19 protein-coding genes and 1 other annotated feature are annotated in these 25,708 nt (G+C 65.7%); of the genes, 3 read left to right on the forward strand and 16 right to left on the reverse strand.

Annotation, left to right across the window (positions count from 1 at the left end; translation table 11 throughout):
- Window positions 1-4: 4 nt before the first annotated feature.
- From IOE58_RS06545 to IOE58_RS06570, 5 genes are all read right to left on the reverse strand, one after another.
- The gene (locus IOE58_RS06545; protein WP_193865611.1) at window positions 5-682 is read right to left on the reverse strand and encodes a DUF8175 domain-containg protein; all 678 of its coding nucleotides are present in this window, start codon (window positions 680-682) and stop codon (window positions 5-7) included.
- A gap of 527 nt (window positions 683-1,209) precedes the next feature.
- A complete protein-coding gene (locus IOE58_RS06555) occupies window positions 1,210-2,733 on the reverse strand; it encodes a hypothetical protein (protein WP_193865612.1) in 1,524 nt (507 codons plus the stop codon).
- 221 nt (window positions 2,734-2,954) lie between these two features.
- Complete coding sequence (locus IOE58_RS06560) at window positions 2,955-3,500, reverse strand: DUF4411 family protein (RefSeq protein ID WP_193865613.1); 546 nt, start codon at window positions 3,498-3,500, stop codon at window positions 2,955-2,957.
- Window positions 3,500-4,528, reverse strand: coding sequence for an ImmA/IrrE family metallo-endopeptidase (locus IOE58_RS06565; protein WP_348981897.1), 1,029 nt, complete (start codon window positions 4,526-4,528; stop codon window positions 3,500-3,502). The genes IOE58_RS06560 and IOE58_RS06565 overlap by 1 nt, the downstream gene beginning before the upstream one ends.
- A gap of 316 nt (window positions 4,529-4,844) precedes the next feature.
- Window positions 4,845-6,236 carry a hypothetical protein gene (locus IOE58_RS06570; RefSeq protein WP_193865615.1) on the reverse strand — a complete coding sequence of 464 codons (1,392 nt, stop codon included), beginning with the start codon at window positions 6,234-6,236 and terminating at the stop codon, window positions 4,845-4,847.
- Between the two features lie 222 nt (window positions 6,237-6,458).
- Between IOE58_RS06570 and IOE58_RS06575 the strand changes: the two genes are divergently transcribed.
- Window positions 6,459-11,276: a DEAD/DEAH box helicase gene (locus IOE58_RS06575; RefSeq protein ID WP_228019164.1), complete on the forward strand. Its 4,818-nt coding sequence runs from the start codon at window positions 6,459-6,461 to the stop codon at window positions 11,274-11,276.
- Complete coding sequence (locus IOE58_RS06580) at window positions 11,273-12,670, forward strand: HNH endonuclease (protein ID WP_193865617.1); 1,398 nt, start codon at window positions 11,273-11,275, stop codon at window positions 12,668-12,670. Before IOE58_RS06575 ends, IOE58_RS06580 begins: the two co-directional genes overlap by 4 nt.
- Before the next feature lie 54 nt (window positions 12,671-12,724).
- On the opposite strand, the gene IOE58_RS06585 is transcribed toward IOE58_RS06580, so the two are convergent.
- From IOE58_RS06585 to IOE58_RS06595, 3 genes are read right to left on the reverse strand one after another with little or no spacing between them, the layout of a single operon-like run.
- Window positions 12,725-13,894 carry an McrC family protein gene (locus tag IOE58_RS06585; RefSeq protein WP_193865618.1) on the reverse strand — a complete coding sequence of 390 codons (1,170 nt, stop codon included), beginning with the start codon at window positions 13,892-13,894 and terminating at the stop codon, window positions 12,725-12,727.
- A 5-nt stretch (window positions 13,895-13,899) separates the two neighbouring features.
- Window positions 13,900-14,547, reverse strand: a complete 648-nt coding sequence (locus IOE58_RS06590) for an AAA family ATPase (RefSeq protein WP_228019165.1) — start codon at window positions 14,545-14,547, stop codon at window positions 13,900-13,902.
- Between the two features lie 37 nt (window positions 14,548-14,584).
- Window positions 14,585-15,154, reverse strand: a complete 570-nt coding sequence (locus IOE58_RS06595; RefSeq protein WP_228019167.1) for an integrase core domain-containing protein — start codon at window positions 15,152-15,154, stop codon at window positions 14,585-14,587.
- On the opposite strand from IOE58_RS06595, the gene IOE58_RS06600 reads away from it, so the two are divergent.
- Window positions 15,153-16,375 (forward strand): IS3 family transposase gene (locus tag IOE58_RS06600; RefSeq protein WP_193865620.1). Its coding sequence is split into 2 segments (ribosomal slippage): window positions 15,153-15,432 and window positions 15,432-16,375, totalling 1,224 coding nucleotides; the frame shifts between segments, so codons are not numbered across the junction. The genes IOE58_RS06595 and IOE58_RS06600 overlap by 2 nt on opposite strands.
- Window positions 15,422-15,524, forward strand: a sequence feature (AL1L pseudoknot). Its footprint overlaps the gene before it by 103 nt.
- A gap of 24 nt (window positions 16,376-16,399) precedes the next feature.
- Here IOE58_RS06600 and IOE58_RS06605 read toward each other — a convergent pair.
- The 8 genes from IOE58_RS06605 to IOE58_RS06640 all read right to left on the reverse strand — a co-directional run bounded on the left by IOE58_RS06605 (window position 16,400) and on the right by IOE58_RS06640 (window position 25,653).
- Window positions 16,400-16,837 carry an IS3 family transposase gene (locus IOE58_RS06605; protein ID WP_348981898.1) on the reverse strand — a complete coding sequence of 146 codons (438 nt, stop codon included), beginning with the start codon at window positions 16,835-16,837 and terminating at the stop codon, window positions 16,400-16,402.
- The gene (locus IOE58_RS06610; protein WP_010080477.1) at window positions 16,834-17,151 is read right to left on the reverse strand and encodes a transposase; all 318 of its coding nucleotides are present in this window, start codon (window positions 17,149-17,151) and stop codon (window positions 16,834-16,836) included. The genes IOE58_RS06605 and IOE58_RS06610 overlap by 4 nt, the downstream gene beginning before the upstream one ends.
- A 464-nt stretch (window positions 17,152-17,615) precedes the next feature.
- Complete coding sequence (locus IOE58_RS06615) at window positions 17,616-19,157, reverse strand: hypothetical protein (RefSeq protein WP_193865621.1); 1,542 nt, start codon at window positions 19,155-19,157, stop codon at window positions 17,616-17,618.
- Between the two features lie 45 nt (window positions 19,158-19,202).
- Complete coding sequence (locus IOE58_RS06620) at window positions 19,203-20,258, reverse strand: Fic family protein (RefSeq protein WP_193865622.1); 1,056 nt, start codon at window positions 20,256-20,258, stop codon at window positions 19,203-19,205.
- A 161-nt stretch (window positions 20,259-20,419) separates the two neighbouring features.
- Complete coding sequence (locus IOE58_RS06625) at window positions 20,420-22,048, reverse strand: dipeptide ABC transporter ATP-binding protein (protein WP_193865623.1); 1,629 nt, start codon at window positions 22,046-22,048, stop codon at window positions 20,420-20,422.
- Window positions 22,048-23,064, reverse strand: a complete 1,017-nt coding sequence (locus IOE58_RS06630) for an ABC transporter permease (RefSeq protein WP_228019168.1) — start codon at window positions 23,062-23,064, stop codon at window positions 22,048-22,050. The genes IOE58_RS06625 and IOE58_RS06630 overlap by 1 nt, the downstream gene beginning before the upstream one ends.
- A gap of 10 nt (window positions 23,065-23,074) precedes the next feature.
- Window positions 23,075-24,097: an ABC transporter permease gene (locus tag IOE58_RS06635; RefSeq protein ID WP_348981899.1), complete on the reverse strand. Its 1,023-nt coding sequence runs from the start codon at window positions 24,095-24,097 to the stop codon at window positions 23,075-23,077.
- A complete protein-coding gene (locus IOE58_RS06640; protein WP_193865624.1) occupies window positions 24,094-25,653 on the reverse strand; it encodes an ABC transporter substrate-binding protein in 1,560 nt (519 codons plus the stop codon). Before IOE58_RS06640 ends, IOE58_RS06635 begins: the two co-directional genes overlap by 4 nt.
- Window positions 25,654-25,708: the final 55 nt, after the last annotated feature.

The following is a 25,708-nucleotide window of genomic DNA, read 5'->3' on the forward strand; positions in this document are numbered from 1 at the left end:
GGCTTCAGCCGCGCCAGGGCGAGTAACCGTCAAGCGACTCGACGGCGTGGCCCTGTTCGCCGAAGTTCTCGGGATCGGCCACCCAACGGTCACGATCCCATTTCAAGGCGACCCGCATCGAGATATTCGCCGTTCCTTCCGGCAGCGCGCCCTCGACGACGAGATCGATGATCGCGGACTCCTCGGTGTAGGTCTGGAACCGGTAGCCGATCAAGGTGACCGTCAACTCTTCGGAATCCTGGAGGCCTTCCTCTTCACTCGCGATGGCTTCGTCACGGAAGTCACCCTCCGGAAGCCACTCGGCGGATACGCCCTCTACTCGTCCCGAGGCACTGAGGAAATATGCACTGGCGAAGAGCGCGCCGTTCGCTGAGTGCTCGTAGCAGGTCCAGAGGTCCCCGTCCTGCGCGTACGGGCCGTACCTCTCGGAGACGGGCGCAGCGGTGCCGGCCACCATGGCCCATTCGTCGACCTCGGGCGCGCCTGACGGGATCTCAGAGCTGCCCTCACCGACGATGCATTCCCCGTCTGCCGTCTTCCCTGGCGACTGCTCATCGGACGAGTCTTCCGCAGCATCGTTCTCGCCAGATTGACCGTTCTCGCTCGTTTCACTTCTCTCGCTGGATTCACGGTTCTCGCTGGATTCACCGTTCTCGCTGGCGTCACCGCCGTTGTCCGACACCCCTTGCTCCTGCGCTTGCGAGTCTGCGTCGTCCTCCCCAGCCGGCGGGCTGGTGGGTCCACACGCGCTGAGGACAAGGAAGGCGGACGCGACCGCGATCGTCGAGCGGGCGATGACTGAGGAGCGCATAAGGGACCGGTGGCCTTCTGGGCGGGTTAATGGTGACCACAACAGCCGACCACATCCGGACCTCACCCGGCACCTGGTTCCTGGGAATGTGGACAGAATGCACCGTCGGCACGGCCCCTGCGGCCAGCGCGGCGGATCACCCTTCAGCCCAGGTTGCCAGGCCCCCTCCATCACGCGCCACCGAAAGCGGACGAACGGATGAGGACCGAAATCATCCGTAAGTATCTCGAAGCCGTCGGCGGCGGGCTCTCGCTCGAGTACGTGACCGGGGACGCCCGAGTCCAGGTCGCCTGAGTTCGCATCGGGGGTCGTGGCTAGCCGACAACGGAAGCATGTCGATTGTCCACATCTTCGCATCGCACCCCCATCAGTGGAGCCACGCGACGGGCTATCTCCCGTCAGACCCCGCCCTGACGCGTGGCGTCGACGGCGGTAATCACCACAGCGAACACCGCGAGGTTGCTGCGGAACGTCGACCCCTCCGGGCCCGGGACCTCCTCCTGCTCAGCACCCGCCGCCGGGTCCTGTCGCAGCAGCCCGCATCGCGACAGGTGCATCAGGTCGGCCTGGACCCTCCACATCCGCCACATCTGATCGCTGCCAGCAGGGAAGGCCGCCGTGCGTGCGGGCTGCTCTCGATGGTCGTGGCTGGTCATCTCGGCCAGGATGCTGTTCGCGTCGGGGAGGGTCAGTCCGTCGGGGCTGGCGGCGAACAGAAGGGCTGCGAAGGTGTCCTGTCCGCCGCGGAAACCACCCTCGTCCGGATCGTTCTGCACAAGGGTGATCAGCAGCATCAGCATCACCGCGCGCGCGAAGGTCGTGAACGCCTCCGGGTCCTCCGACGCCGGGACGTACGGCGCGTGGTCGTGCTGCTCGGGGTAGGCCCGGGTGCTGGTCAGCGTGACCCACCCACCCGCGATCAGGGCGCTCCACGGGCCTGCGATCTCGTCGACCTGCCACATGGAGGTGACCGCGAAGGGGCCGGTGTCGATCTCCCACTCCTCGACGAGGGTGCGTACGTCGGCCAGGCGCAGCGCTCCCGTCGAAGTCACCTGACGCCCCTTGCCCAGGAACTCCAGCAGGCGCGCCGCCCGCTGCACCAGCTTCACGTCGCCGTGCGCTGCCGCGAGCTCCTCCATGTCGTCCTCGGCCCTCTCCAGCGCGAGCAGGGGCTCCTCCAGAGTGGAGTTGTCGGGCAGGAACCAGGGCAACCAGGGCTCCTTGTCGGGGACGTCGGCAGGATCGGGGCCGCCGCCGAAATCACTGCCCGAGCCCGTCCAGTGCGAAGCCTCGAAGGGCATCGACGGGTTCGCCAGGCGCCCGGTGTCGGAGATCTCGTGGCGCTCGGTGTTGGTCAGCGCGGTGTTGTACCACTGCATGTAGGCGTCGAACAGCTCGGGCGTGCTCAGGTCGACCCCCAGCGTGCTCGCGTGGACGAGGATGTTGCCGGTGAAGGAGCGGGCAGTGGGGTCATCGGCGGCTTCCAGGGCCGAGAACTCGAGCCCCTCCAGCACGCTGCGGGCCCGATCCACGTCGATGCCGTCGGGATGCCAGCGCTGGTGCTCGTCGAGGAACGCGAAGAACTGGCCCAGGGCAGGCACCTGCGCCATGACCATCTCGCGCGGCTGGATCACCTTGCGTGGAACCACCTCGGTCAGCAGGACCTCTATCAGTTCTTCGGTCCAGTAGGTCGGGTCCGCACTGTCGAGCTGCTCGGCCTTCAGCCTCAGCAGCGGCTCCACATGTGCGGCCTCCTCGTCGGCCTGATCCGTGGAGACCGCCTCACGGCGCCAGAGAACGAACTGGGCCAGCAGCGCATGCAGATCTCGCTCCATCCGCCTGTCGGATCGCTCGAACGCGTGGGACGGGCCGCGCTGCGGGCGAGAGCGCTGGGTGCCGCGGCGGTGCTTCTTCTTGGGCATCTGACCATCGTGCCGCATGCGGACATCAGCGAAAAGGCTGTGCGCCCCATGGGCTGGTCAGGGACCGCTCCGGCTGGCTGCGGCGTGATCGCGTTCGGTCTGGCCGGCGTTCAGCGCACCGCGTGGCCCTCGCCGTGCCGGTGGCGTCGTGGTCTCGCCGGCGTCTTGGGGCTGACCCGGTCTTGAGGCGGCAGGCTCATTGCTCGCCACCGGAGCACATGTCAGTCGAGCCCTGGAATGGTCGGTGCCAGGGGCGCAGGCGCGGGCGTGCTTCCATCCGCCCCATGCAAGTGGAGCTTCGCTCCTGTAGTCCGCAGCACCGTGAAGATATCGACATACTCGACTCCCATCGCGGCACAGGCGTCCGGGATCTTCACCCGCTTGCGTGCATTCGGACTGGGCAGTTCGTTGGTGACAACGGTGTCGCCATGCCCGGCGGCATGGGCGATGAGGAGGAAATCAGCTTGGTCACTCGAGAACGCGTTCAACGCATCCTGCCGATAGTCCTGCCTCGCTGCCCACGTGCTGAGCAGAGCGAAGTTCTGGGCGGTTCGCTGATCGACTGGTAGGAAGAAGCCCGGGTGATCCCGCGCCCAGTCCGCGAGCTCGTCATCACCGCTAAGGAGCTCTTCGCGAACGGCATCGATACTGATCAGCTCTCCTGCCTGGTGGCCCTGTTCGAGCCAGGTCCAGAACCCCGGCGCGATGTCGAACGCGTAGTACCTGTTCTTTGCCTCGATCAGGATGTTCGCGTCGACGAGGTACATCAGCTGATCCCGACCCGCTCAGCGAGCTGCTCGAAGGTGCTGTACTTCTTCGTGCCGAGCAGTTTGTACGCGTCCCGGTAACTCGTCCCACCCTCGCGTGCGCTGGCGATCACGGCTCGAGCGAACTGTCTGCTGAGCCGTCGCGGCTGGACGTTGTAGAAGCTTCCGCCACCCGTCTTCTGCTCCTTCGCTTCGGCAAGAAGCGCGAGAACACGCGCCTTCTCCTCCTCATATCGCTCGTAGTACAGCTCCTTCGTGATGAGGCGGAGATCGGCGAGTCGACGCAGCACGACGAGAGTGCTCACGGTGAATCGCTGAGCGAGGGCATCCAGTCCTTCTGCGGATTGGTCACCGATGTACTCGGTGCGGACGGTCTCGCGCGGCATCAGCACCTCTGCGGCGACGGCGTTGCACCATTGCTCGTCCGGAGGCGCACTCGTCGCACCGGGCACGGCATCGGAGAGTGCGCTTCCTCCTAGCCACACATGGGCGAACTCGTGAAGGAGCGTGAAGATCTGCGCGGCCTTGCTATCCGCGCCGTTGACGAAGACCAGGGGGGCCAGGTCGTCAGCCAAGGTGAAGCCGCGGAACTCTTCAGGCTGCAGCACGCGGCGGGTGTTCGATCCGACCACGCCGCTGACCATCACGAGGGTTCCGCTGTCCTCGATGCGGTCGGACAGGAGGCTGAAGGCGCTGCCCCAGTTCGGAGCGAGTGGTCCTGCATCAGGACTGATGCCGAGGACGTCCCACATCCTCTGCGCGATGATCGCGGGCTCATCCATCGTCGTCGCGGATCCGACATACGGCACCGGGTCCATGCTGTTCTCGAGTAGGTAGTCCCGGAACCAGTCCTGGCGCAACTGGCACAGGTAGATCGTGTCGAGGAGGTCAGCGGATGGCCTACTGATCGCCGCGTCGTGCAGGGTGCGCATGTCGGGCACCGGGAGTGGTTCCTTCGGTGGGGCTGGGAGGAAAAGCTGCCCGAACGGCGCATGTGTGGCTTGTGCGAACTTCTCGAGCTGCTTCACGGTGGGCCTGCGGGTCCCGGCCCTCCACTCGGCGAGGTGCGGGAACCTCCGCTGCGCCGTCTCCTCGTCCCAGCCTGCACGCCCCACGGCCCAGTCCAGCAAGGTGGGAGCGACATCCACGTGGACACTCACGGCACGTCCTCCTCATCCGGTTCCGTCGCAGTTGTCGTGACCAACATGCTAGACGCGGGGCGCGGAAGGTGACCCTGAGCCGAGGCAGAGCCCACGGCGCCCGCAGAATGGTCCGTCAAGCCGCCGTTGGCCGCGTCCGGGGCTCAGAGCGTTGCAGGCATTTCTGCCTCGAGCGCGGCCCCAGTCAGCGCCCCTGCAGCGCTTCGCGTGTCGCACTCCAGACGCGAAGCACATAGTCGCGACCCGGCTCGCCCGGTCTTACCTCGATCTCTCGTTCGACGCCGTCTTCGCGGATCCACACCGTGCATCGTTCCCACGGCGCACCGTCCGGCGGGCCTATGAACAGATGGATGGAGCGTGCGTCCTTGTCGTTCCCCGCGGCGAGGACGGCTCCGATCCGTTCGTTGCCGGCGCCCTCGTTGAAGCCAGTGGTACCGCGTCCAGGTGCCCCACCGCGGTACGGATTCTTGAGTGCCTGCGCCTGGAAGATCGATCCCAGGAGGAAGAGCGCCTCCTGCGCACCCGGGCTCAGGAGCTCTCCGGCCCGTCTCCCGCTCAGGCGATCAGGGAACTCCATCGTCCCGCTCCTGACCCCCCGGTCGAGTTCCTTCAGAGCTGCGGCTCTCTCCTGTGCGGGAGCACTGAGCCTGCCGTCCCGGAACACGCCGATCTTGGCCGAGGTCAGGTAGCTCTCAGGTTCGCTCGGCCCTCTCACACCTACCAGGAGCGGCTCAGCACTTCCTACGAGGTCGAACTCGAGTCCCACGCTGTCGCTCTTCGTGTCGCTCATCCCCATCTGCAGCCAGGGCACTGCATTGCCGCCGTGCAGCGAAAAGCGAAGCTGACCGGACTTACCGCCCTTGAACTTTGCCGCAACACCCTGAGCACTGAGGAAGGCATCCCGGATCTCACCGGATACCGCAGGGTCCAGGAGAACGCTCGCGTCTGGAAGCAGCTCGAGATCACCCGTTCCGACCGACTCGGTGTACTCCTTCAGCGCTCGCCACAGGACTGCTTCGGGCCGATCTGGAGCGACCTCGATCATCTCCTGCACCAGCTCTGACCAGGTGCGGAACTCAATCGCGACAGACGGGAACTCCTTTCGGAGCGTCTCGGCTTCTGCCTTACCTGCGGACAGTGGGTTTCGCATCGGATGCAGAACGAGGAGCGTCGTCTCCCGCCCCATGTTCGACAGATACTTGCAGTAGTTGTGGAGCTGGCCCACCCCGAGGGGCGCATCGATCTTGTCCTCGATGAGCAGGACCGACGTCCATTCGGTCTCGTCATATCTGTCATCCACGACGTGGTCGAACCTGCGACCGGAGGCTGGGTCCTTCCACTCCGAGTACAGCTCGGGGTAGTGCTCTATACGGATCTCCAGCATGCGGAGGAGGCGATCGAGCTCGCCTTCGATTCGAAGGATGTGGTCAAGCAAGTACTGAGCCACAGCCTCGTGACGCGCGTGATTCCTGTGGAGCGAATCATCACCGCTCCCCAGCTTGCTGGTCACCATCGATTTCTCGACTGCGGCGGTGAACAACCTTGCGATGCGTACGGCTTCGTCATGCTGAGTCATGGGGGCTCCCTTGCTACCGCTGGATGGCTCACGGGCGTTCGTGCCTCTTCGCCGGAGGTGACCGTGATAGCGCCACAGTAGACCGGGGGTACGACAAACCAGGCGGCTCCATCCGATTCCTGGTCAAGTTGACGTCGGTCATCGGCACCGCGACGAGCCACGGCGAGCAGCTGGCTTCGATTCCGCCCCCGCTCCCTCCCTTGACGGGCGATAATGCTGACCATGACTGCCGTGCTCTCGCCGATGAAGCTGCTCGACCGGATGTACAACTCCTCGAGCTCCGAGACGGACAAGGGCACGCGGTTCGAGCGCTTCGTGCAGTCCTTCCTGCAGACCGACCCTGTGTGGGCGGAGCAGTTCTCCAAGGTATGGATGTGGGACGACTGGCCGGAGAAGACGGGTCACGACACCGGTATCGACCTGGTCGCCGAGAGGCGCGACGGCGGGCGCACCGCGATCCAGTGCAAGTTCTACGCCCCCACCCATCACATGACCAAGGGCGACATCGACTCGTTCCTGGCGAAGTCCGGGCGCATTGGCTTCACCGAACGCCTGATCGTCTCGACCACCACCAAATGGGGTCCGAACGCGGAGGATGCGGTCCGCGACCAGGCTGTCCCGGTGCGGCGCCTGGGTCTGGACGATTTCGAGCAGTCTCGCGTGGACTGGGCGACGTTCGACCCGGACACCCCGACGGTGCTGTCCCTCACCGAGGGCTCGGATCTGCGCCCGTACCAGCGCACCGCGATCAACGACGTGGTGGCCGGGTTCAGGGAGCACGACCGCGGCCGACTGATCATGGCGTGCGGCACCGGCAAGACCTTCACCTCCCTGCGCCTTGCGGAGGAGTACGTCGGGTCCGCCGGCAGTGTGCTGTTCCTGGTGCCGTCGATCGCTCTGCTGTCGCAGGCCCTGCGGGAGTGGTCGAACCAGACCACCGCCGGCATGACGGCGATGGCCGTCTGCTCGGACCGCAAGGCCTCCCGCACCCGCCGGGTCTCCGAGGACACCTCGGAGATCTCAGTGGTGGATCTGGCTCTTCCGGCGACCACCGATCCTGAGACCCTTGCCAAGCGCATGCGCGAGTCCCGCACCGGCGGTGAGGGGATGCGCGTGGTGTTCGCTACCTACCAGTCCATCGACGTGGTCGCGCAGGCGCAGAAGATCGCGGGGCTCGCGCCGTTCGACCTGATTATCTGCGACGAGGCGCACCGCACCACTGGAGCCACCCTGGTCGGGGAGGACGAGTCCCCCTTCGTGCGGGTGCATGACGAGAACTATCTGAAGGCGTCCAAGCGCCTCTACATGACCGCCACCCCGCGGATCTACGACGACGCCTCCAAGGCGAAGGCCGGTCGCGCGCAGGCCGTTCTGGCCTCCATGGACGACGAGGACACTTTCGGCCCGGAGATGTACCGACTGGGATTCGGCGATGCCGTGTCGATGGGGATGCTCACCGACTACAAGGTCCTCATCCTCACGGTCAACCAGGAGTCGGTGAACGAGGCGATGCAGGAGGCGTTCGCCGAGAACGGCGAGCTCACTCTCGATGACGCGACCCGCCTGATCGGCTGCTGGAACGGGCTGGCGAAGCGAGGGGACGCCGAGCACTCCTTCGGCTTGGACGCGCAGCCGATGAAGCGGGCCGTCGCCTTCGCCCGCTCCATCAAGGACTCCAAGCGGGTCAAGTCGCAGTTCAACGAGGTCGTCTCCGCCTACGTGGAGAACCACGACGGCGAGGACGTGGACGATCTGCTGCAGGTCGAGGTGGAGCACGTCGACGGCACCATGAACGCGATGGAGCGCAACGCTCATCTGGACTGGCTGCGGGAACCGACGCCGGAGAACCACTGCCGGGTCCTCACCAATGCGCGGTGCCTCTCCGAGGGCGTGGATGTGCCGAGCCTGGATGCGGTGATGTTCCTAAATCCCCGCAAATCCGTGGTGGACGTGGTGCAGTCGGTGGGGCGCGTGATGCGGCTGTCCCAGGGCAAGAAGTTCGGGTACATCATCCTGCCTGTCGTGGTACCCGCTGGTTCCTCTCCGGAGAGCGCGCTGGACGACAACAAGAACTTCCGGGTGGTCTGGGAGGTCCTTCAGGCGCTCCGCGCCCATGACGAGCGGTTCGACGCCATGGTCAACAAGGTCGAGCTGAACCGGAAGCGAGACGACAAGGTCAACGTGATCGGCGTTGGCTTCGGTGGGGATAACTCTGACGAGGGCGGTGCACCGCCCCCGGGCGAATCGGCCCAGGGCAGGATCGATCTGCGTCTGTCGCAAATGGATTCCCTGCGCGATGCGATCTACGCGAAGATGGTCACGAAGGTGGGGTCGCGCCACTACTGGGATCAGTGGGCCAAGGACATCGCGCAGATCGCCCAGGCGCACATCGCTCGTATCACGGCTTTGGTGGATGATCCTTCCACTGCGGCGGCCAATCAGTTCTCCGTGTTCCTCGATGCGCTGCGGCGGAACCTGAACGAATCGATCAGCCGTGACGGGGCGATCGAGATGCTGGCCCAGCACATGATCACCAAGCCGGTGTTCGATGCGCTCTTCGAGGACTATGCCTTCACCGCCTCGAACCCTGTCTCGCAGGTGATGGACCGGATGGTGCAGGCGCTGACCGCGATGCACGTGGACGTCGAGGCAGCGTCCTTGGAGGCGTTCTACGAGTCGGTGCGTCTGCGTGCGGCGGGGATCGACAACGCCGAGGGCAAGCAGAAGATCATCACCGAGCTGTACGAGAGCTTCTTCAAGAGCGCCTTCGCGAAGACCGCCGATTCGATGGGCGTGGGCTACACGCCGGTGGAAATCGTGGACTTCATCCTCCGCAGCGTCGACGACGTGCTCAAGCAGGAGTTCGGCCGCTCCATCAGCGACGAAGGCGTGCACGTGCTGGATCCGTTCACGGGCACCGGCACCTTCATCGTGCGGCTGTTGCAGTCCGGCCTGATCAAGCCCGAGGATCTGGCCCGTAAGTACGCGAGCGAGCTGCATGCCAACGAGATCCTGCTGCTCGCGTACTACATCGCCGCGATCAACATCGAGACCACCTATCACGACCTCGCCGCGGAGGCCGACGGGGTGGCGCTCGAGGAGGAGGCGTACGAGCCGTTCAGCGGGATCGTGCTCACCGATACGTTCCAGCTCACCGAGGATGGCGACCTGCAGGACGAGCGCGTGTTCCCCACGAATAACTCCCGCGCCGAGGCCCAGAAGAAGCTGGACATCCAGGTGATCGTGGGCAACCCGCCGTACTCGGTGGGCCAGACCTCCGGGAACGACGACAACGCGAACATCAAGTACCCCACTCTCGATGCGCGCGTGCGGGACACCTTCGCTGCCAGGACCGACGCCACCAACAAGAACAGCCTGTACGACTCGTACATGCGGGCCATCCGATGGGCAGCCGATCGCGTGGGCGAGGAAGGGGTGGTCGGCTTCGTCACCAACGGTGGGTGGATCGAGGGCAACACCGCCGCGGGAGTGCGCAAGACCCTCACCGAGGAGTTCAGCTCGATCTACGTGTTCAACCTACGGGGCAACGCACGAACTGCCGGGGAGCTGCGGCGGAAGGAGAAGGACAACGTCTTCGGGCAGGGTGCCCGCACCACCGTCGCGATCTTCCTCCTGGTCCGCACCAAGGGTCACGGGGGCCCCGCTACCATCCACTACCGCGATATTGGCGACTACCTCACCGCCAAGGAGAAGCTGGCCATCGTCAACGAGGCAACGCTTGGCACCGTGCCCTGGCGCCCGATCGAGCCGAACCGCCACGGCGACTGGATCAATCAGCGCGATGAGGACTACCTGACATACCCGACGCTGGGAGACAACAAAGGAATCGACCCTGCCATCGCCGTTTTCCGTACCTACTCCAGTGGGCTGAAGACCAATCGTGATGCGTGGGTGTACAACTACTCCCTACCCAGCCTGCGTGCGAACGTCAGCCGGTCAATCGACTTCTACAACAGTGAGGTCGACCGAGCTGCGCTCCCCGGGTTCAACCCTGACCTCGATCCGGCGAAGCTCTCCTGGAACCGTGCAGACAAGACCAACGTCGAACGCGGACGGAAGATCGAACACCGAGATGGGGCATACCGAGAGGGTCTCTACCGACCGTTCTCGCGCGAAAACGTCTACTTCGACCGCGCCTACAACGACATGGTCTACAGGCTTGAACAGCTCTTCCCTACGCGGGATCACGAGAACTACGGGTTCTGCATGACCGGAGTTTCCTCCCACCACGAGTTCTCATTGCTTGCCACCCGAGCCATCCCAGATCTGCATGTACTAGATACCGGCCAGTTCTTCCCCCGCTACACGTGGGAGCCGCTTGTTGAAGGGGAACTAGACCTCAATCTTGAAGGAGACGTCGTAGACAGCTACCGCCGCATCGACAACATCACCGACGAGATCCTGGCCGTTGCCCGCGAGCACCACGGCAGCTCCGTCACCAAGGACGACGTCTTCTTCTTCGTCTACGGTCTTCTCCACTCCCCGGAGTACCGCGAGCGGTACGCCGGGGAGCTCAAGCAGATGCTGCCCCGCATTCCGAACGTTCCCACAGAGACGTTCGAAGCCTTCACTGCGGCAGGCCACGCGCTGTTCCACCTGCACGCGGACTACGAGGAAGCAGAGCCATATCCGCTGGAAGTAGTAGGCGGGGAGCGCCCGCCACTGGACGGCGAGGAGGACTACTACCGCGTCCAAAAGATGCGTTTCCCCTCCGGTCAAAAGGCGGCAGACGCGCCCGGCTCGCTCATCGTGAACGGCAACATCACCGTCACAGGCATCCCCGAGGCTGCCTACCGATACCAGCTGGGATCCCGCTCGGCCATCGAATGGCTCATCCGCCAGTACCAGGTCACCACGGACAAGGCCTCCGGCATCGTCAACGACCCCAACCAGTGGGGCATCGAGCACGGAAACCCCCGCTACATCCTTGACCTGCTCCAAAAGGTCGTTACCGTGTCGGTGCGCACCGTCGAGATCACGGAGAGCCTTCCCGGACTCCATACCGGCGGTGCGCGATGATCGACTGGATCGTCCCCTCGAACCCGGCCACCTTCGACGTTGACAGTGCCTTCATGGATCGAGACCAGATCGACTGGAGCGAGGCACGCAATGCGCACCTCCAGACGGGGGATCGCGTGTTCCTCTACCAGGTGCGGCCGGTCTCGGCGATCACCCACGTCTGCACGGTAATACGAACGGGCATCCCCAGCTCTGACATGCTTGATGATCGCGAGTACTGGGGTGATCCCAACGCCTTCTCTGAACGTCAGGACCGCACGTGGATGCGCCTGCGTGGCATACGTGCCTTCGAAGCACAGGAACGCTCCTTGCTGGCTGTGGACCGGCTTCGTGATGCTGGGATGCCCGTTGCACCCCAGGGGCGCCGGCGCGCACCAGCTGGAGTAAGTGCACTCGTGGACCAAGTGCTTGCCACGGTGGTACGGACGGCTGAGGATCTGATCAGCCAGGAACAAGAACTCCTCCGTGATCTCGGGTACCCGAACGCTCATTGGTCCTACGCTCGAGGCAATCGAGGAGGTATGAGGAGCTACCGTTCGTACGATGACGCTCTCAATGCTCCTGCAGCAGCCCAAGCATTGGCCCTACTACGTGCATATCTTCGCGCAGCCGATCTTGTCTCCAGCAGCGACTATGCGGTCTCCGCACTTCCCACATGGAGCGCCCCGAAGGAGTTTCAGCGTTTCGTCACTGTCAACGGCAGCCACACCGAACTGTTCTATGTGTGGCTCCATTCAGATCCGGGAACGATCGAGAGCTGGGGCATCCGATTGCCCGGGAAGTACAAGAGCACCTTCTCACTCCCGGCAGGGATAGAGGTGCAGCCCACTGATACGAATGATGTGTCCTCCAGCGGCGATGTGGCCTTCAGCGGGCAGTCACTCGATCAGCTCCTTCAGTTCCTCGACCACCAGGACGTGCTCCAGGCGGTGCGCACCACTGCTGCGATGCGAGTCCGGCAACGGCGACTCGACTTGCACAACCCCTATTTCGGCGCGCTGCTCACATCGAATCCAGAATTTGCGGAGCCGATACCGGACCCTTCGTCGGAGTACGAGGTCGAGATCGAACGCCGCTACATCGAGCGCGTGGCTCGAACCCGGCTGCATCAAGCACAACTGCGGCGCGAAGCGCTTCGCCACTTCCCCCATGCCTGCCACTTCTGCGGGTTGGGCGTGGTGGAGGTGCTGGATGCTGCTCACCTCGTCCCTGACCGCCAAGGAGGTGCAGCCAGTATGCGCAACGTGAGACTCCTGTGCGCGAATCACCACCGCGCATTCGACCGCGGCCTGTTGACCTGGGACGAAGAAGCGGGCAAGTTCAGGCGCGCTGAACACGCTGCCCCCGTACCCCCACTTCCGAACGCCGCAGAACCTTCAGCGGCCGGCTCGTGAAGCTCCTTCTGGCCAACAGAACCGCCGGCGGGGCCGTGAGTACAGAGGGTCCGATCAGCGCCGCCGGCTGATTCGCGCGGCAAGCTCAGCTATCTCCTGTTCGACAGCCTCCGGAGGCCCGGTCAGGTCGATGGACCGCACCACGAGTCGCTTCCCGGCATGCTTGACGACCACGGTCCGTTCGTGTTCATCCCCGGGGCGCCTGCAGTAGATGAGCATGCCCTCGGGTAGATCCATGGCCGTGGCGTACGCGAGAAGCTGGTAGTAGTCGCCGGTTTGGCCGCGGGCTTCGGTCGCGATTTTGTACTTCAGGTCCCCCACATACACGATCCCGCCTTTGGGCCGCCGGAACACCAGGTCGGGCCTCATCGGCACTTTCCCACCGAGACCCAGATGCTCCTTCGGTTCCGAGATGACATCGAGCGTTCCCCGCAGCGCCGACCGCAGCCGCTCGGTCACGAAACGCTGGAACAGGTCGTTCATGTCGATCACGAAGGAGGAGGCCGTGGTGCCACCAGCCGCATCGGCCAAAGTCATGTTCGCAAGCACGAGGCGCGCGAGCCGCAGTGCTGGTTCGTAGTGCTTGTTCAGGCGGGTGATGTGGATGCTGTCGACGGTATCGGGCCTAACAGGGGCATCAGCGACCGCGTCGAGCGCGACGAGCTGCCGCATGAGCCTTTGCCGGTCGGCCGCAGCGACAGCCGGGACGTGCAGCGCGCGGCGAATGGCCGCGCGCAGCACCCTGTTCTCCACGATGTCCTCGGTGAAATCGTCGTACGTGCAGGCCATCGGTGTCAGCACACCGGCGCGGCGGAACTGACCGATGACGTCCAGCCGCCCGCGCAAGGCGATCAGAGGCTCTTTCACCACCTCGTAGGACCGCAGCACTCCGCGCCCCAGGGTCGTCTCGACGGTTCGGGCGAAGAAAGCGAACACCGCGGGCAGCAGGTCGGAGGTCGCGTCGTACTCGAACGCTTGCTGCCGCCAGGCACTCGGCGGCAGCCCTGGCTCCAGCAGCAGGAAGAGATTCTCGGGGCGGATCTTCGGTCGGATCAGCAACCGAACCCCTTCGACCGCGATCGTGCCCACGTGCGACGTCGCGGTGACTCGCCACCGCGCCCCAGGTGCCGGCGACACCCCGACCACCCCGGTCGCCTGCAGCGCCTCCGCTTGACGGCGCGTGAGCTCCAGCTCCTGCGACTCGTACTCCGCGAGCACTGGCATGCGGATCAGGCTTGCGGGGCGTCGTCGGCCGATGGATCGGCGATCGCCTCACCGGCGACCTCTCGGAACCGAGCCATCACCTGGGGGAAGCGGAAGTGCTCGATCCGTGCCTGGTCGCCGAAGAACTGGTCCTCGATGAACGGTTCGATGTCGTACTCCCAGATGCGGCACAGCGCCGCCTCATCCAGGCCGCGCTTCATGAAGTGGCTGGGTCCGAGTTGCAGATGAGGGCCGCCCAGTACCGTCTCGAGTTCAGCATTGACCTGGGCGACCAGCTCCCCGACCCACTCCTCCTCCCCCTCCCTCTTCAACCAGCGGTCCAGCAGTCCCTTCATCGGGCCATGGTTGGGGAAGAAGGGGATGAAGTGGAACCGGCGCCTGAGAGCTGCATCCACCAGTGCGATGGAAGGGTCGGCGGTGTTCATGGTGCCGATGAACCAGATGTCCTTCGAGAGCTCGAAAGGGTCATCAGGCCGGTACAGCGTTCGCACCGGGGTGTCGCGATACTCGAACAGGAACAGCAGTTCGCCGAGCACTTTCGGGAGATTGGCCCGGTTGATCTCATCGATGATCATCAAATGGCGCCTGCCGGGGGCGTCCGCTGCCCGGGCAGCCAGATCTGCGAGCGGTCCCCGCTGAAGGCGGTACGTCATCGTGCCGTCGGCGTCCGTCTCGGGACGGTGTCCCGCGTCAAGTAGTTGGCAGGATTTCCTTGGTTTTGAATGTCGGGGTGGTGGGGTCGGCCAGGCCCAGGTGCACCTCCTTGGGCCGGTTCCATGAGATGGCCTCGTGGGGCCGGAGCTCGTTGTACTCGATCCGGTAGTCCTCGGCCCGCTCGGCGAGCACGATCGCGTCGTCAATCTCGTCCAGGTAGAGCCGTTCGTACTTCAGCGTGCCGAAGCCGCGTTCACGGGACCCGTTCTGCCCCGGGGTCTTCACTCGGGTGCGCACGTGGTGTAGCTCGGGGTGGGCGGCGATGAAGGACTCGAAGCGGAAGGACCGGAACGGCCCGCCGTTGTCCGTCACGATGGTCACCACGGGCAACAGCTCACCGGTCTCGGGATCGACCGGGCAGGCCTCGACCAGCGGGTGACCGAACATGGCCTCGTAGTCGGCCAGGGCCAACTCGATCGCGTCGATCGCGTCGTGCTGGTTCCCGGTGGGCGAAACGTGGAAGGGGTGCTCGTACTTGGACCAGTAGTCCCGGCACTGAAGCGCCCTGGGTTCCGTTCCGAGTCTCAGCAAGGAGAATCGGAGCATGCCCAAGAAGTTCAGTCCAGAGCTGCGTGACCGTGCCGTGCGTATGGTCTACGACCGTCAGGTACGCGAGGGTGGTCCCCGTGCAGCATCGATCCGTGCGGTCGCCCCGCAGCTCGGTGTCGGTACGGAGACGCTGCGGATCTGGTGCAACCGCTACGGCCCCACCGAACCAGCCGGCCCGGGGGGGCCGCTCGAGGGGGAGAACCGCCGGCTCCGGCGAGAACTCGCCGAGGCGAGACGCGCGAACGAGATCCTGAAAGCCGCCTCGGCGTTTTTCGCAGCGGAACTCGACCGCCCCACGACGAAATGATCGCGTTCATCGACATGCATCGCGAACAGTTCGGGGTCGAGGCCATCTGCCGCATCCTCGGTGTGACAGAATGTGGGTTCATCACCTCCCGCGGATACCGCGCCTCCAAGAACAGGAATGCTTCCGCGCGCAGCGTTCGGGACGAGATGCTCGTGGAGGAGGTGAAACGAATTCACAAGGAGAACTACAGCGTCTACGGGGTCCGGAAGATGTGGCACGCGATGCGGCATGCGGGATGGGACGTCGGTCGCGACCAGGTGGCACGACTGATGAGGATCGCGGGACTCCAAGGCGTCCGGCGAGGCCGTAAGCCCGTCACCACCTGCCCTGGAGCCGGACCGGATGAGCGCCCCGACCTTGTGGAACGGAAGTTTGCCGCGGACCGTCCGCGGCAGCTCTGGGTCGCTGACATCACCTACGTCCGGATCCTCGCCGGATTCTGCTACGTCGCATTCATCACCGATGTCTTCAGTCGGAGAATCGTCGGCTGGGCGGTCGCACCCACACTCCACACACAGTCTCTACCTTTGCTCGCACTGGAGCACGCACTTCTTTCCACTGGTGCAAGCAGGAATGATAGCGGATTGGTTCACCACTCCGACAGGGGCAGTCAGTATGTCTCACTGGCCTATTCGGACGCTCTCATCGCAGCGGGGGTGAAAGCATCAGTCGGCACCGTTGGCGATAGCTACGATAACGCCCTGGCCGAGACCGTGAACGGTCTCTACAAGACGGAACTGATCTACTCGAAGCGGATCTGGGATTCGGTCAGCGAAGTCGAGTTGGCGACGATGGGCTGGGTCCACTGGTGGAACACGACCCGGCTCCACGAGGCGCTCGACTACCGCACTCCAGCGGCAGTCGAAGCGGCCTACACTCACACCACGACGACCGCGCCCGCGACCGTCTAACCACGGAACGAAACCCAGGGCGCTTCAGCACCCGGCCAGCCGCCAGGTCCCTCCGGTGGTGGTCTCGACCTCGCTGAAGTCCAGCTGCCAGACTTGGTTCGGGCCTGAGGGCTCGGTGGCGAACGCGGCCTTGCGCCGCTCGGCCAGCTTCCGTCGCTCCCGTTGGTACTGCGCGGGCAGAATCAGCCCCTCGTCGCGCAGGATTCGCAGCACGGTCGCCTCGGAAACAACATGCCCGTCGTGGCGGACCATCGCCCAGATCTTCCGATGCCCCCCCGCCGGATGGGCCAGCGCGTGCTTGACCACCAGTTCCCTGGCGGCCTGCCGTGCCGGTTGCGGCCACGGTCCCTTCACCGCCGTCCCGGTGCGGGCCTTGGCCTGCCAGCGGCGCCAGGTCCGCTCGGGCATGTCGAAGAGCTGGCAGAACCTCGCGGTCGACATGCCCGCTTCCACGCGGATCACCTCGAGGTCCTCGAAGGGCCCAGCCGGCCCTCCGCGGACTTCTTCCACACCCTGGCCTCCAGGTGTGCCTCGCCCAAGGCCTGGGTCAGCTCGGCGACCTCGGCCTCCAGCTGTTCCTCTCGGGAGGATGGTCCGGACCTGCCGGCCACCAGGGCGGTCTTGCCGGCTTCCAGGAACTCGGCCTTCCACCGTCCGATGGACTGCTCACTGACTTTCTCCTTGCGTGCCGCTTCGGCGATGGACATCTCGCCGGCCAGCACGCTCAGCACTATCCGGGTCTTCTTCTCCGCCGGAATCGAGGGTGGTCTACCCATGTCTGACTCTCCTTCAGGACCTACATAACGGCCCTGCCACTAAGTCTGACGCGCGACACGCACACTCCACCGATCAGACCCCCGCCGACCGGGAGTGTTGCTTCGACGCTATGACACCACCCCAAGCAGTCCCAACAGTACGACTACGAACACAACTCCCTTGCATACAGCGGGGACGGAGAATCAGAATGCCCCGATCTCTCCGACGTAGTCCAAGACGATGAAGTGAAGCTCTCAGTAGTCATCGAGGGTGGCAAGAGTTACAGCTCCATTGGCGGCCGAACGAACGCCCCCTCCCTGCAGATCGTTGACGTAGAGGTTCTCTGACCGCCTATACCGCCCAGTCCAGCCGCGGGGAGTCCGGCCCCTGGTAGGGCTGTTCCCGGTACTTCTCCTGCAGGCGGGCCGGATCAGCGTCCCCCTTGTCCTATGTGCCAGGATCCCGCCTGTTGCTGGGGGCGCATCTACATCCCCTCCGCGCCCTCTGCCAGCATGGCGAGGACGGCGTTGACCATCAGCAGCACCGCCGTGTTCCCGATGTACCGAGTGCTGGCCCCGTCGGCTACGTCCTCTCGTCGCAACAGTCCGAAATCCGAGAGCTGCTCCAGGTCGCTGAGGGTCCTCCACAACCGGGAGATCCTCTCCACGTCCCCATCGATGTCGTCGTCTCCGCTGAGCAGCCCCGGGGGGACGTCCTGCAGGATCTCGACACCACCAGGAGCAGCCGAGAGCATCAGGGCGGTGAAGGTGTCCGGTCCACCCTGGAGGCCATCGACCTCGTCGAAGACCATCGTCATCAGCAGTGTGGTGATGATGACCTTTCCGAACTCGGTGTACGCCTGTGAGTCCTCCCGGTCGGGCACGGGGTCCCCGCCAGGCTCCCGATAGACCTTCGTGCGCCCCATGTCCAGCCATTCCCCCGCCACCAGCGCTGTCCACGGACCAACGATCTCCGGGACATCCCACATGGAAGTCACCTTCCGTGGACCCGGATCGAGCCCCCACTGTTCGATCAGGGTGTCGACATCTGCCCGCCGCAATGCACCGGTCGAGGTGACCTGGCGGCTCTCCCCGATGAAGGCAAGCAGCTGGGCCGCCCGCTGCACCATGGGCACCTCATCGAACAGCGCAGCAAACGCGGCCGGGTCGTCCCGCAGCGCTTCCCACTCCTCGTCGCTCACGGGATAGTCGATGCCCTCCGGCAGGAACCACGGCCACGACAAGGGCGCATGGTCGAACTCCGCATCCTCGAGCTCGTCATCGAGCTTCCCGCCGATGACGTCGTCATCCGGCCAGAACGCGCTCTCCTCCTGCGAGGGTGGGAAGAACGCCGACCCTCGAGCTGCCGGTCTTCCCGAACCGGACATGCCCGGTTCGAACGGCGTGCTGGGTTCGTCCAGTCGGCCGGTGTCGCTGATAGCTCGGCGCTCGTCGATGGTGAGGGCAGTGTTGTACCAGTCGAAGAAGTCCTCGAGTGCTTGCGGCTCCTGCGGAGTGACCCCCAGGGTTGCGGCATAGGCAAGGAGGTTCCCGGAGAGGGACCGTCGCGTCGGGTCATCCAACGCCTCGAGCGCCTCGAACTCGAGCCCTTCGACCAGCCGCCGGGCTTGCTGCACCGGGTCGCTCCGCTCATGCCAGAGTCCTTGGGCGGCAAGGAAGTCGAAGAACTGCTGAAGCGCCGGCCCCTGCTCCATCGCGAGCTCCCGCGGCTGGATGACCTTGCGGGGCACCACTTCGAGCAGCAGCAGCTCGATGAGGTCCAAGGACCACCAGGTCGGGTCCACGACCCCCAGCTGGTCGGCTTTGAGGTTCAGCAGCGTCTCGACGTGCGTGGCCTCGTTTTCCGCCGCGCCACGGGGGACGCTTGCGATGCGCCAGGAGACGAACTGCTCGAGCAGCAGGCGACGCTCGCGATGCGCCCTCTTCTCCGCGAGCTCATCCCGCTTGCGGGTCTGTTTGTGCTGAGCTGAGTTGCGGGAGGGGCGGCGCGCTTTCTTCTTCGGCATGCACCCATCATGCCCGGCCCATCCAGCGTTTCACCTTGATTGATCTCAGGTCCCACCGAGCCGGTGCCACCGAGCACCCCGCCCGGTTCCTTCCGAACGGATCCGCCCGTCCTTGCGCAATGCATCCAGCACCAGCCGAATCGTCTGATCGCTGACGCCGGGAAGGGCAGCACGCACGTCACCGATCGCGAAGAACTCCGGTGCGTGATCCAGTACGAACTCACGGACTCGGTCCTGCTTGCTGCCCGTCGAGCGATCCGACGCAGCGCCTTCCTCGAAACGTCTGTACGCCTTGGTCAGCAGCGATACGAAGTACCTGAGCCAGGGCCAGACGTCATGCTCGTTGTCATGCCAACCATGGGTGGATTCCAGCAGGCAGGCGTAGTAGTCGTCGGCGGATTCAGCGATCAGCTGCTCGAGTGAAACGTATCGACCGATCCCGTATCCGGCCTCGGCAAGCAGAGCGTTGGTGAGCACGCGGGCCACCCGCCCGTTCCCATCGTCGAACGGGTGGATCGTCAGCAGGTCGAGGATGAGCAGGCCGATGAGGAGAACGGGGTGATGAGCATCAGCGGAGCGTGCTTCGAGGTACCCGTTCAGGAGATCGTCCAGGTACTGCGCGGTGTAGGCGGCAGGCACGGGGGTGAACCTGATGCTCCGGGAGTCGACCTCGTTCCTGTCGACCACGAGGTTGTCACTGGTCTTCAAGGTCCCACCCTTACCGGGCGTCTCGGAGAACAGCAGGCGGTGCAGGTGCAGGATCAATCCGAGGTTGAGCGGACGCCAGTCGTCCGCGAAGAGATAGTCCAGAGCCGCCCGATACCCGGCGAACTCCTGTTCGCTGCGGGTGCGCAGCCCCCGTGCCGATCCATCGATGATCCTGGCAGCGCGGGCCTTGTCGGGCACGAGCACACCCTCGAGTGCAGAGGAGGCAGTGATGGACTGGACTCGAGCCCGCGCGGCCAGTGCTGTGAGCAGTTCGGGGAGCTGGTTCGCGTAGAGCTCCTCGCGCCCCCGCCCGATGTCGATGCTTCTCAGGTCGCCGACGAGCGTCCCCGGGACCGCTCCGAGCGTTCGCTCCAGCGGGGTGAACGACTTCATCCCTATCCCCCAACAGAATCAACAAACTACCTAAAGTTGGTTCAGATTAGCTTGTTTAGCGCTTCGTTGGGTACTTTCGCCGTGCCACCGTGGCCTCACGATGATCCTGCAGCGGAAGCGGGGTGGGCGTGGGGGTCGGCAGATGCCGCCCTCACCGTCCCTCACACCCGGCTACCCGCCCGCGGCTCCGCTGGCGGGATCGCGGCCAGCAGCATCTTGGTGTAGTCCTCGCGGGGATCGGCGAACAGCTCGGACGCCTCCCGGTGCTCCACGGCGCGGCCCTTCTGCATCACCAGCACGTCGTGGCTCATCTGCTGCACCACGGCGAGATCGTGCGCGATGAACAGGTAGGTGAGCCCCAGCTCGCCCTGCAGCTCCCGCAGCAGGTCCAGCACCTTGGCCTGCACGGACACGTCCAGCGCGCTGGTGGCCTCATCCAGGATGATTACGTCCGGCTCCAGTGCGAGAGCCCGGGCGACGGAGACGCGCTGACGCTGACCGCCGGAGAGCTCGTGCGGGAAGCGGGAGGCGAAGTCCCGCGGCAGGTGCACCAAGTCCAGCAGCTCCTGCACCCTCCCCTTCCGCGATGCCTTGTCCTTACCGCCGAGCTGGTGCACCTTCAGCGGCTCCGCGATCGACGTCCCGATCTCGGTGCGCGGGTTCAGGGAGGAGAACGGGTCCTGGAACACCATCGCCAGGCGGCGTCGCACATCCCGCCGCTCTCCGCGGGACAGCTGGAACAGGTCCGTGCCCGTGAGGGTCGCGGTGCCCGCCTCGGGCTCGACCAGGCCGGTGAGGGCATTCGCGATGGTGGACTTGCCGGAGCCGGACTCCCCCACGATCCCCAGGGTGTGCCCCTTGCGCACCTGGAAGGACACGTCGTCCACCGCGTGGATGGTGCGGGATCCGGTGGGGGTGCGCACCTGGAACTTCACGTCGAGGTCCTGCACGTCCAGCAACACCGGGGATTCCCCCGGCGGGGTGGGTGGGGCGGCCACGCCGATCAGCGGGCGCGCGTCCAGCAGCTCCCGGGTGTACGCCTCGCGGGGGCCGGCGAAGATGTCCTGCACCGGGGCCTGCTCCACGATGTTCCCGTGGCGCAGCACCGTGACGTCGTCGGCCACCTGACCGATCACGCCCAGGTCGTGGCTGATCCAGATCACCGCACTGCCCAGTCGCTCCTGCAGGTCCCACACCAGCTCGATGATCTGCCGCTCCGTGGTCACGTCCAGCGCCGTCGTCGGCTCATCGGCGATCAGCAGCTCCGGCTCGCACGCCAGGGCGATCGCGATCATCACGCGCTGGCGCTGACCACCGGAGAGCTGATGCGGGAAGGAGTGCAGGCGGTCCTCCGGGTCCGGGAGGCCCACCGCCTCCAGCAGCTCGAGTGCCCGGCGCCGGGCCTCCTTCGGGGTGCCGCGGCCGTGGGCCTCCAGCGACTCGGTGATCTGCCGCTGGATCGTCAGCAGCGGGTTCAGCGAGGTGGACGGGTCCTGGAACACGAAGCCGATGCGGGAGCCGTGCACCTTGCGCAGCTGCGCCTGCGTCGCACCGATCAGCTCTCTCTCCCCCGCGAGCACGGAGGAGCCGGTGGCGCTGGACGCGGGGGCGTCCATCAGCCCGGTGGCGGCCAGCACCGTCATCGACTTGCCGGAGCCGGACTCCCCCACCAGGCCCACCGTCTGCCCCTTCTGCACGGAGAAGGAGATGTCCTCCACAATGGTGCGCCGGCCGATGCTCACCTTCAGGTCGCGCACGTCCAGCACGGACTCACGCAGGGAAGCGCTCATCACTTCATCCTCGCTTCCATCAGGCTGCGCTGCTTGGGGTCCATCACGTCGCGCAGGCCATCGCCGAACAGGTTGAAGGCCAGCACCGTCACGAAGATCGCGGCACCGGGGAACACGGCCATCCACCAGGCCTGCCCGATCCACGACTGCGCATCGAAGATCATCCGCCCCCAGGACGGCTCCGGCGGCTGGATGCCCATGCCCAGGAACGACAGGGTGGCCTCGGTGAGGATCGCGAAGGCGAGGGAGACGGAGGTCTGCACGATCAGCGGCGCCATGATGTTGGGCAGCACGTGCCGGGTGAGGATGAACAGGTGCCCGGTGCCCATGGTGCGGGACACCTGCACGTACGGCTCCACGCTCACCGACAGGGTGGAAGCTCGGGAGACGCGCGCGAAGATCGGCGTGTACACCACGCCCACGGCCAGCATGGTGGTCCACTTGCCGGTGCCCAGGATCGCCACGATCACCAGGGCCAGCAGCACCACCGGGAACGCGAACAGCACGTCCACCAGCCGCATCAGCACCGTGTCCACGATGCCCCGCACGTACCCGGCGGTCACACCGATCGCGGTGCCCACGCCCAGAGCGAAGGCCACGGAGATCAGCGCCACCTGCAGGGAGGTCTCGGTGGAGGCGATCACGCGGCTGAACACGTCGCGGCCGAGATCGTCGGTGCCGAAGAGGTGATCGGCGCTGGGACCCTGCAGGGAGTTCAGCACGTCGGTGGAGTTGATGCCGTAGGGGATCAGCCAGCGGCCGAACACCGCCACCAGCACCACCAGCAGCAGCACCAGGGCCGAGATCACGGTGACCGGGTTGGAGAACAGCACCCGCCAGGTGGGGCGGCGCTGCTCGGTGGGAGCGTCGACGTCGGCCGACGGATCCGCGGGATCACCCGAGCCCGTGGGGTTCGCGGGCTCGGCGGGATCGGCCGGAGTGCCCTGGGCGGCAGGGTCGACGGGATCGGCCAGCTCGGCCGCCTCTGCGGCGGCACGCGGGTCGTTCTGACTCATCGCAGCCTCCTCACGACAGCCGGATCCGGGGGTCGACGACGGCGTACAGCACGTCGACCACGAAGTTCACCAGCAGGAACAGGGCCGCCACCAGCAGCACGCCACCCTGCACCACCGGGTAGTCGCGGGCCTCGACGCTGTCGTAGATCAACCGGCCCAGGCCCGGCCAGGCGAACACCACCTCCACCACCATCAGCCCCGAGAGGATCGTGGCCAGCTGGATGCCGGTGATGGTGAGGATGGGGATCAGTGCGTTGCGCACGATGTGGCGGCTCAGCACGGTGCGCGGCGCGAGGCCCTTGGAGCGGGCGGTGCGCACGTAGCCGGAGCTCTTGACCTCCAGCACCGCGGATCTGACGTATCTGGTGATGATCGCGGCGGCCACCAGCCCGGAGGTGGCGCCGGGCAGGATCACGTGCCGGGCCCAGTCCAGCGGGTCCTCGGTGAGCGCGGTGTACCCGTAGGAGGGCAGCCAGCCCAGCACCGCGGCGAACAGCATGATCAGCAGCACGCCCAGCCAGAAGTCCGGCACGGACACACCGAACTGGCTGGTCACGCGGACGATCGCATCGGAGGCCCGGCCCTCGCGCAGTGCCGAGTAGATCCCGGCGGGGATCGCGATCACCAGGGCGATCAGGATCGCCACGGCCGCGAGCGAGGCGGTGGCCGGCAGGCGTTGCAGCAGCAGGTCGGTGACCGAGCGGCCGCTGCGGAAGCTCACCCCGAGGTCCCCGGTGAACACTCCGCCCAGGTAGCTGAAGAACTGCACGATCAGCGGGCGGTCCAGCCCGGAGCGCTCCAGCAGGGCGTCGTAGGAGGACTGGGTGAAGCGGGTCCCCAGGGCCACCCGGATCGGGTCGCCGGGCACCAGGTGCAGCATCGTGAACACCACGATGATCACACCCAGCAGCACCACCAGGGAGTACCCGAGGCGGCGCAGCACGAACTGCACGGTGGGGTTGCGCAGCCACCCGGGCAGGCGGCTGGAGGAGCCCGCTGCGGCGCGCGACCCGGCGGAGCGGGCCGCGGTCACTGGTTCAGGGAGGTGTCGCGGAAGCGGATGGCGGCGTCACCGCGGGCCTCGTAGCCCTCGACCTCCGGCACCCATGCCTGCAGCACCGCCGGGTTGTACAGGTAGATGTAGCTGCACTCGTCGGCGATGATCGTGGCGGCCTCGGCGTAGATCTCCTTGCGGCGTGCCTCGTCGGGCTCGGCGCCGCCCTCCTCCAGCAGCCGGTCCACCTCGGGGTTGGAGTAGCTCTGGCGGTTGTTGGCGCCCTCGGAGTGGTGCTGGGCGTAGTAGAAGCCGGAGGGGTCGATGTTGCCCAGCCAGCCCATCATCAGCATGTCGAAGTTGCCGGCGTTCTGCTCGGCCAGCCAGGTCGCGAAGTCCACGGTGGAGATCTCCACGGTGATCCCGAACGGGGAGAGCTGATCAGCGATCAGCTGGGCGGAGCTGACGGTCTCGGGGTACTCCGAGGTGGCCATGAAGCGGATGGTGGTGCCGTCCACGCCACCGGCGGCGTCGAACAGCTCCTGCGCCTTGTCCGGGTCGGTGGAGTAGGTGCTGTACTCGTGGTACCAGGAGGAGGTCTCCGGGATGGCCAGCTGGTTGGCCACGGCCGTGCCCTGGGTGGAGGCCTGGATGATGGCCTCGCGGTCGATGGCGTAGGCGATGCCCTGGCGGGCCTCCACCGTGTCCCAGGGGGCGTTGGCGATGTTCAGCGCCAGGTACCAGTAGTCGTTGGAGGGCACCTGGCCCAGCACCAGCGCGTCGTTGCCCTCGATCTGCTCCACGCGCTGCGGCTCGAAGGAGTCCGTCCAGTGCACCTCGGAGTTCTGCAGGGCGGTGACGGCGGTGGACCCCTCGGAGATGAACCGGAAGGTGACGCCGCCCAGTGCCGGGGCGCCGCCCCAGAAGTCCGGGTTGGCCTCCAGGGCGATGTGGTCGCCCGCGGTGTAGTCGGCCAGCTTGAACGGGCCGGTGCCGATCGGCGAGGTGACGATGTCGCCGGAGTCCACGTTGTCCTGCTTGACGATCGCCAGGCCCTTGAAGTTGCCCAGGTTGGCCAGCAGGTCCGGGGTGGGTGAGCCCACGGTGATCACCACGGTGCCGGCGTCGGGCGCCTCCACCGATTCGATGGCGGCCAGGCGCCAGGCGTTGGCGAGCTCCTCGTCGATGATCCGGTTGTAGGAGTACACGACGTCATCGGCGGTGAACTCGCTGCCGTCGTGCCAGGTGACGCCCTCGCGCAGGGTGAAGGTGTAGGTCAGCTGGTCGTCGCTGACCTCCCAGTCCTCGGCGAGCGCTCCCACCATCTCCAGGTTCTCGTCGGGCTCGACGAGGGTGTCGAAGATGTTCTCCAGCACCTGGAAGGAGAAGTAGGCGGTGGTGCTGTGGGGGTCCAGCTGGTCCGGCTCACCGGCGATCGCGGCGATCAGCTCGGCGCCGTCGACGGCCCCGCCGCCGTCGGAGCCGGCGCCCCCGCCGTCGAGGTCGACGTCCTCCCCGCCGCCGGAGCAGGCTGCGAGCAGCGCTGCCCCCGAGACTCCGGAGGCGGCCAGAAGAGTGCGGCGGTCGAGCTTCATGAGAGGTCCTTCCCCGGGGGACGAGATGCTGCGGCATCGCGAGCTGTCTTCCCAC

The sequence above is a fragment of the Brachybacterium epidermidis genome (assembly GCF_015209585.1).
GTDB lineage: Bacteria > Actinomycetota > Actinomycetes > Actinomycetales > Dermabacteraceae > Brachybacterium > Brachybacterium epidermidis.

Bases quoted from the DNA above. Each gene is read 5' to 3' on its own strand.
- IOE58_RS06590 (WP_228019165.1), bottom strand. From the start codon at position 14,547: ATGACGTACCGCCTTCAGCGGGGACCGCTCGCAGATCTGGCTGCCCGG.
- IOE58_RS06575 (WP_228019164.1), top strand. From the start codon at position 6,459: ATGACTGCCGTGCTCTCGCCGATGAAGCTGCTCGACCGGATGTACAAC.
- IOE58_RS06555 (WP_193865612.1), bottom strand. From the start codon at position 2,733: ATGCCCAAGAAGAAGCACCGCCGCGGCACCCAGCGCTCTCGCCCGCAG.
- IOE58_RS06630 (WP_228019168.1), bottom strand. From the start codon at position 23,064: ATGAGTCAGAACGACCCGCGTGCCGCCGCAGAGGCGGCCGAGCTGGCC.
- IOE58_RS06625 (WP_193865623.1), bottom strand. From the start codon at position 22,048: ATGAGCGCTTCCCTGCGTGAGTCCGTGCTGGACGTGCGCGACCTGAAG.
- IOE58_RS06610 (WP_010080477.1), bottom strand. From the start codon at position 17,151: ATGGGTAGACCACCCTCGATTCCGGCGGAGAAGAAGACCCGGATAGTG.
- IOE58_RS06620 (WP_193865622.1), bottom strand. From the start codon at position 20,258: ATGAAGTCGTTCACCCCGCTGGAGCGAACGCTCGGAGCGGTCCCGGGG.
- IOE58_RS06640 (WP_193865624.1), bottom strand. From the start codon at position 25,653: ATGAAGCTCGACCGCCGCACTCTTCTGGCCGCCTCCGGAGTCTCGGGG.
- IOE58_RS06580 (WP_193865617.1), top strand. From the start codon at position 11,273: ATGATCGACTGGATCGTCCCCTCGAACCCGGCCACCTTCGACGTTGAC.
- IOE58_RS06585 (WP_193865618.1), bottom strand. From the start codon at position 13,894: ATGCCAGTGCTCGCGGAGTACGAGTCGCAGGAGCTGGAGCTCACGCGC.
- IOE58_RS06595 (WP_228019167.1), bottom strand. From the start codon at position 15,154: ATGCTCCGATTCTCCTTGCTGAGACTCGGAACGGAACCCAGGGCGCTT.
- IOE58_RS06560 (WP_193865613.1), bottom strand. From the start codon at position 3,500: ATGTACCTCGTCGACGCGAACATCCTGATCGAGGCAAAGAACAGGTAC.
- IOE58_RS06615 (WP_193865621.1), bottom strand. From the start codon at position 19,157: ATGCCGAAGAAGAAAGCGCGCCGCCCCTCCCGCAACTCAGCTCAGCAC.
- IOE58_RS06570 (WP_193865615.1), bottom strand. From the start codon at position 6,236: ATGACTCAGCATGACGAAGCCGTACGCATCGCAAGGTTGTTCACCGCC.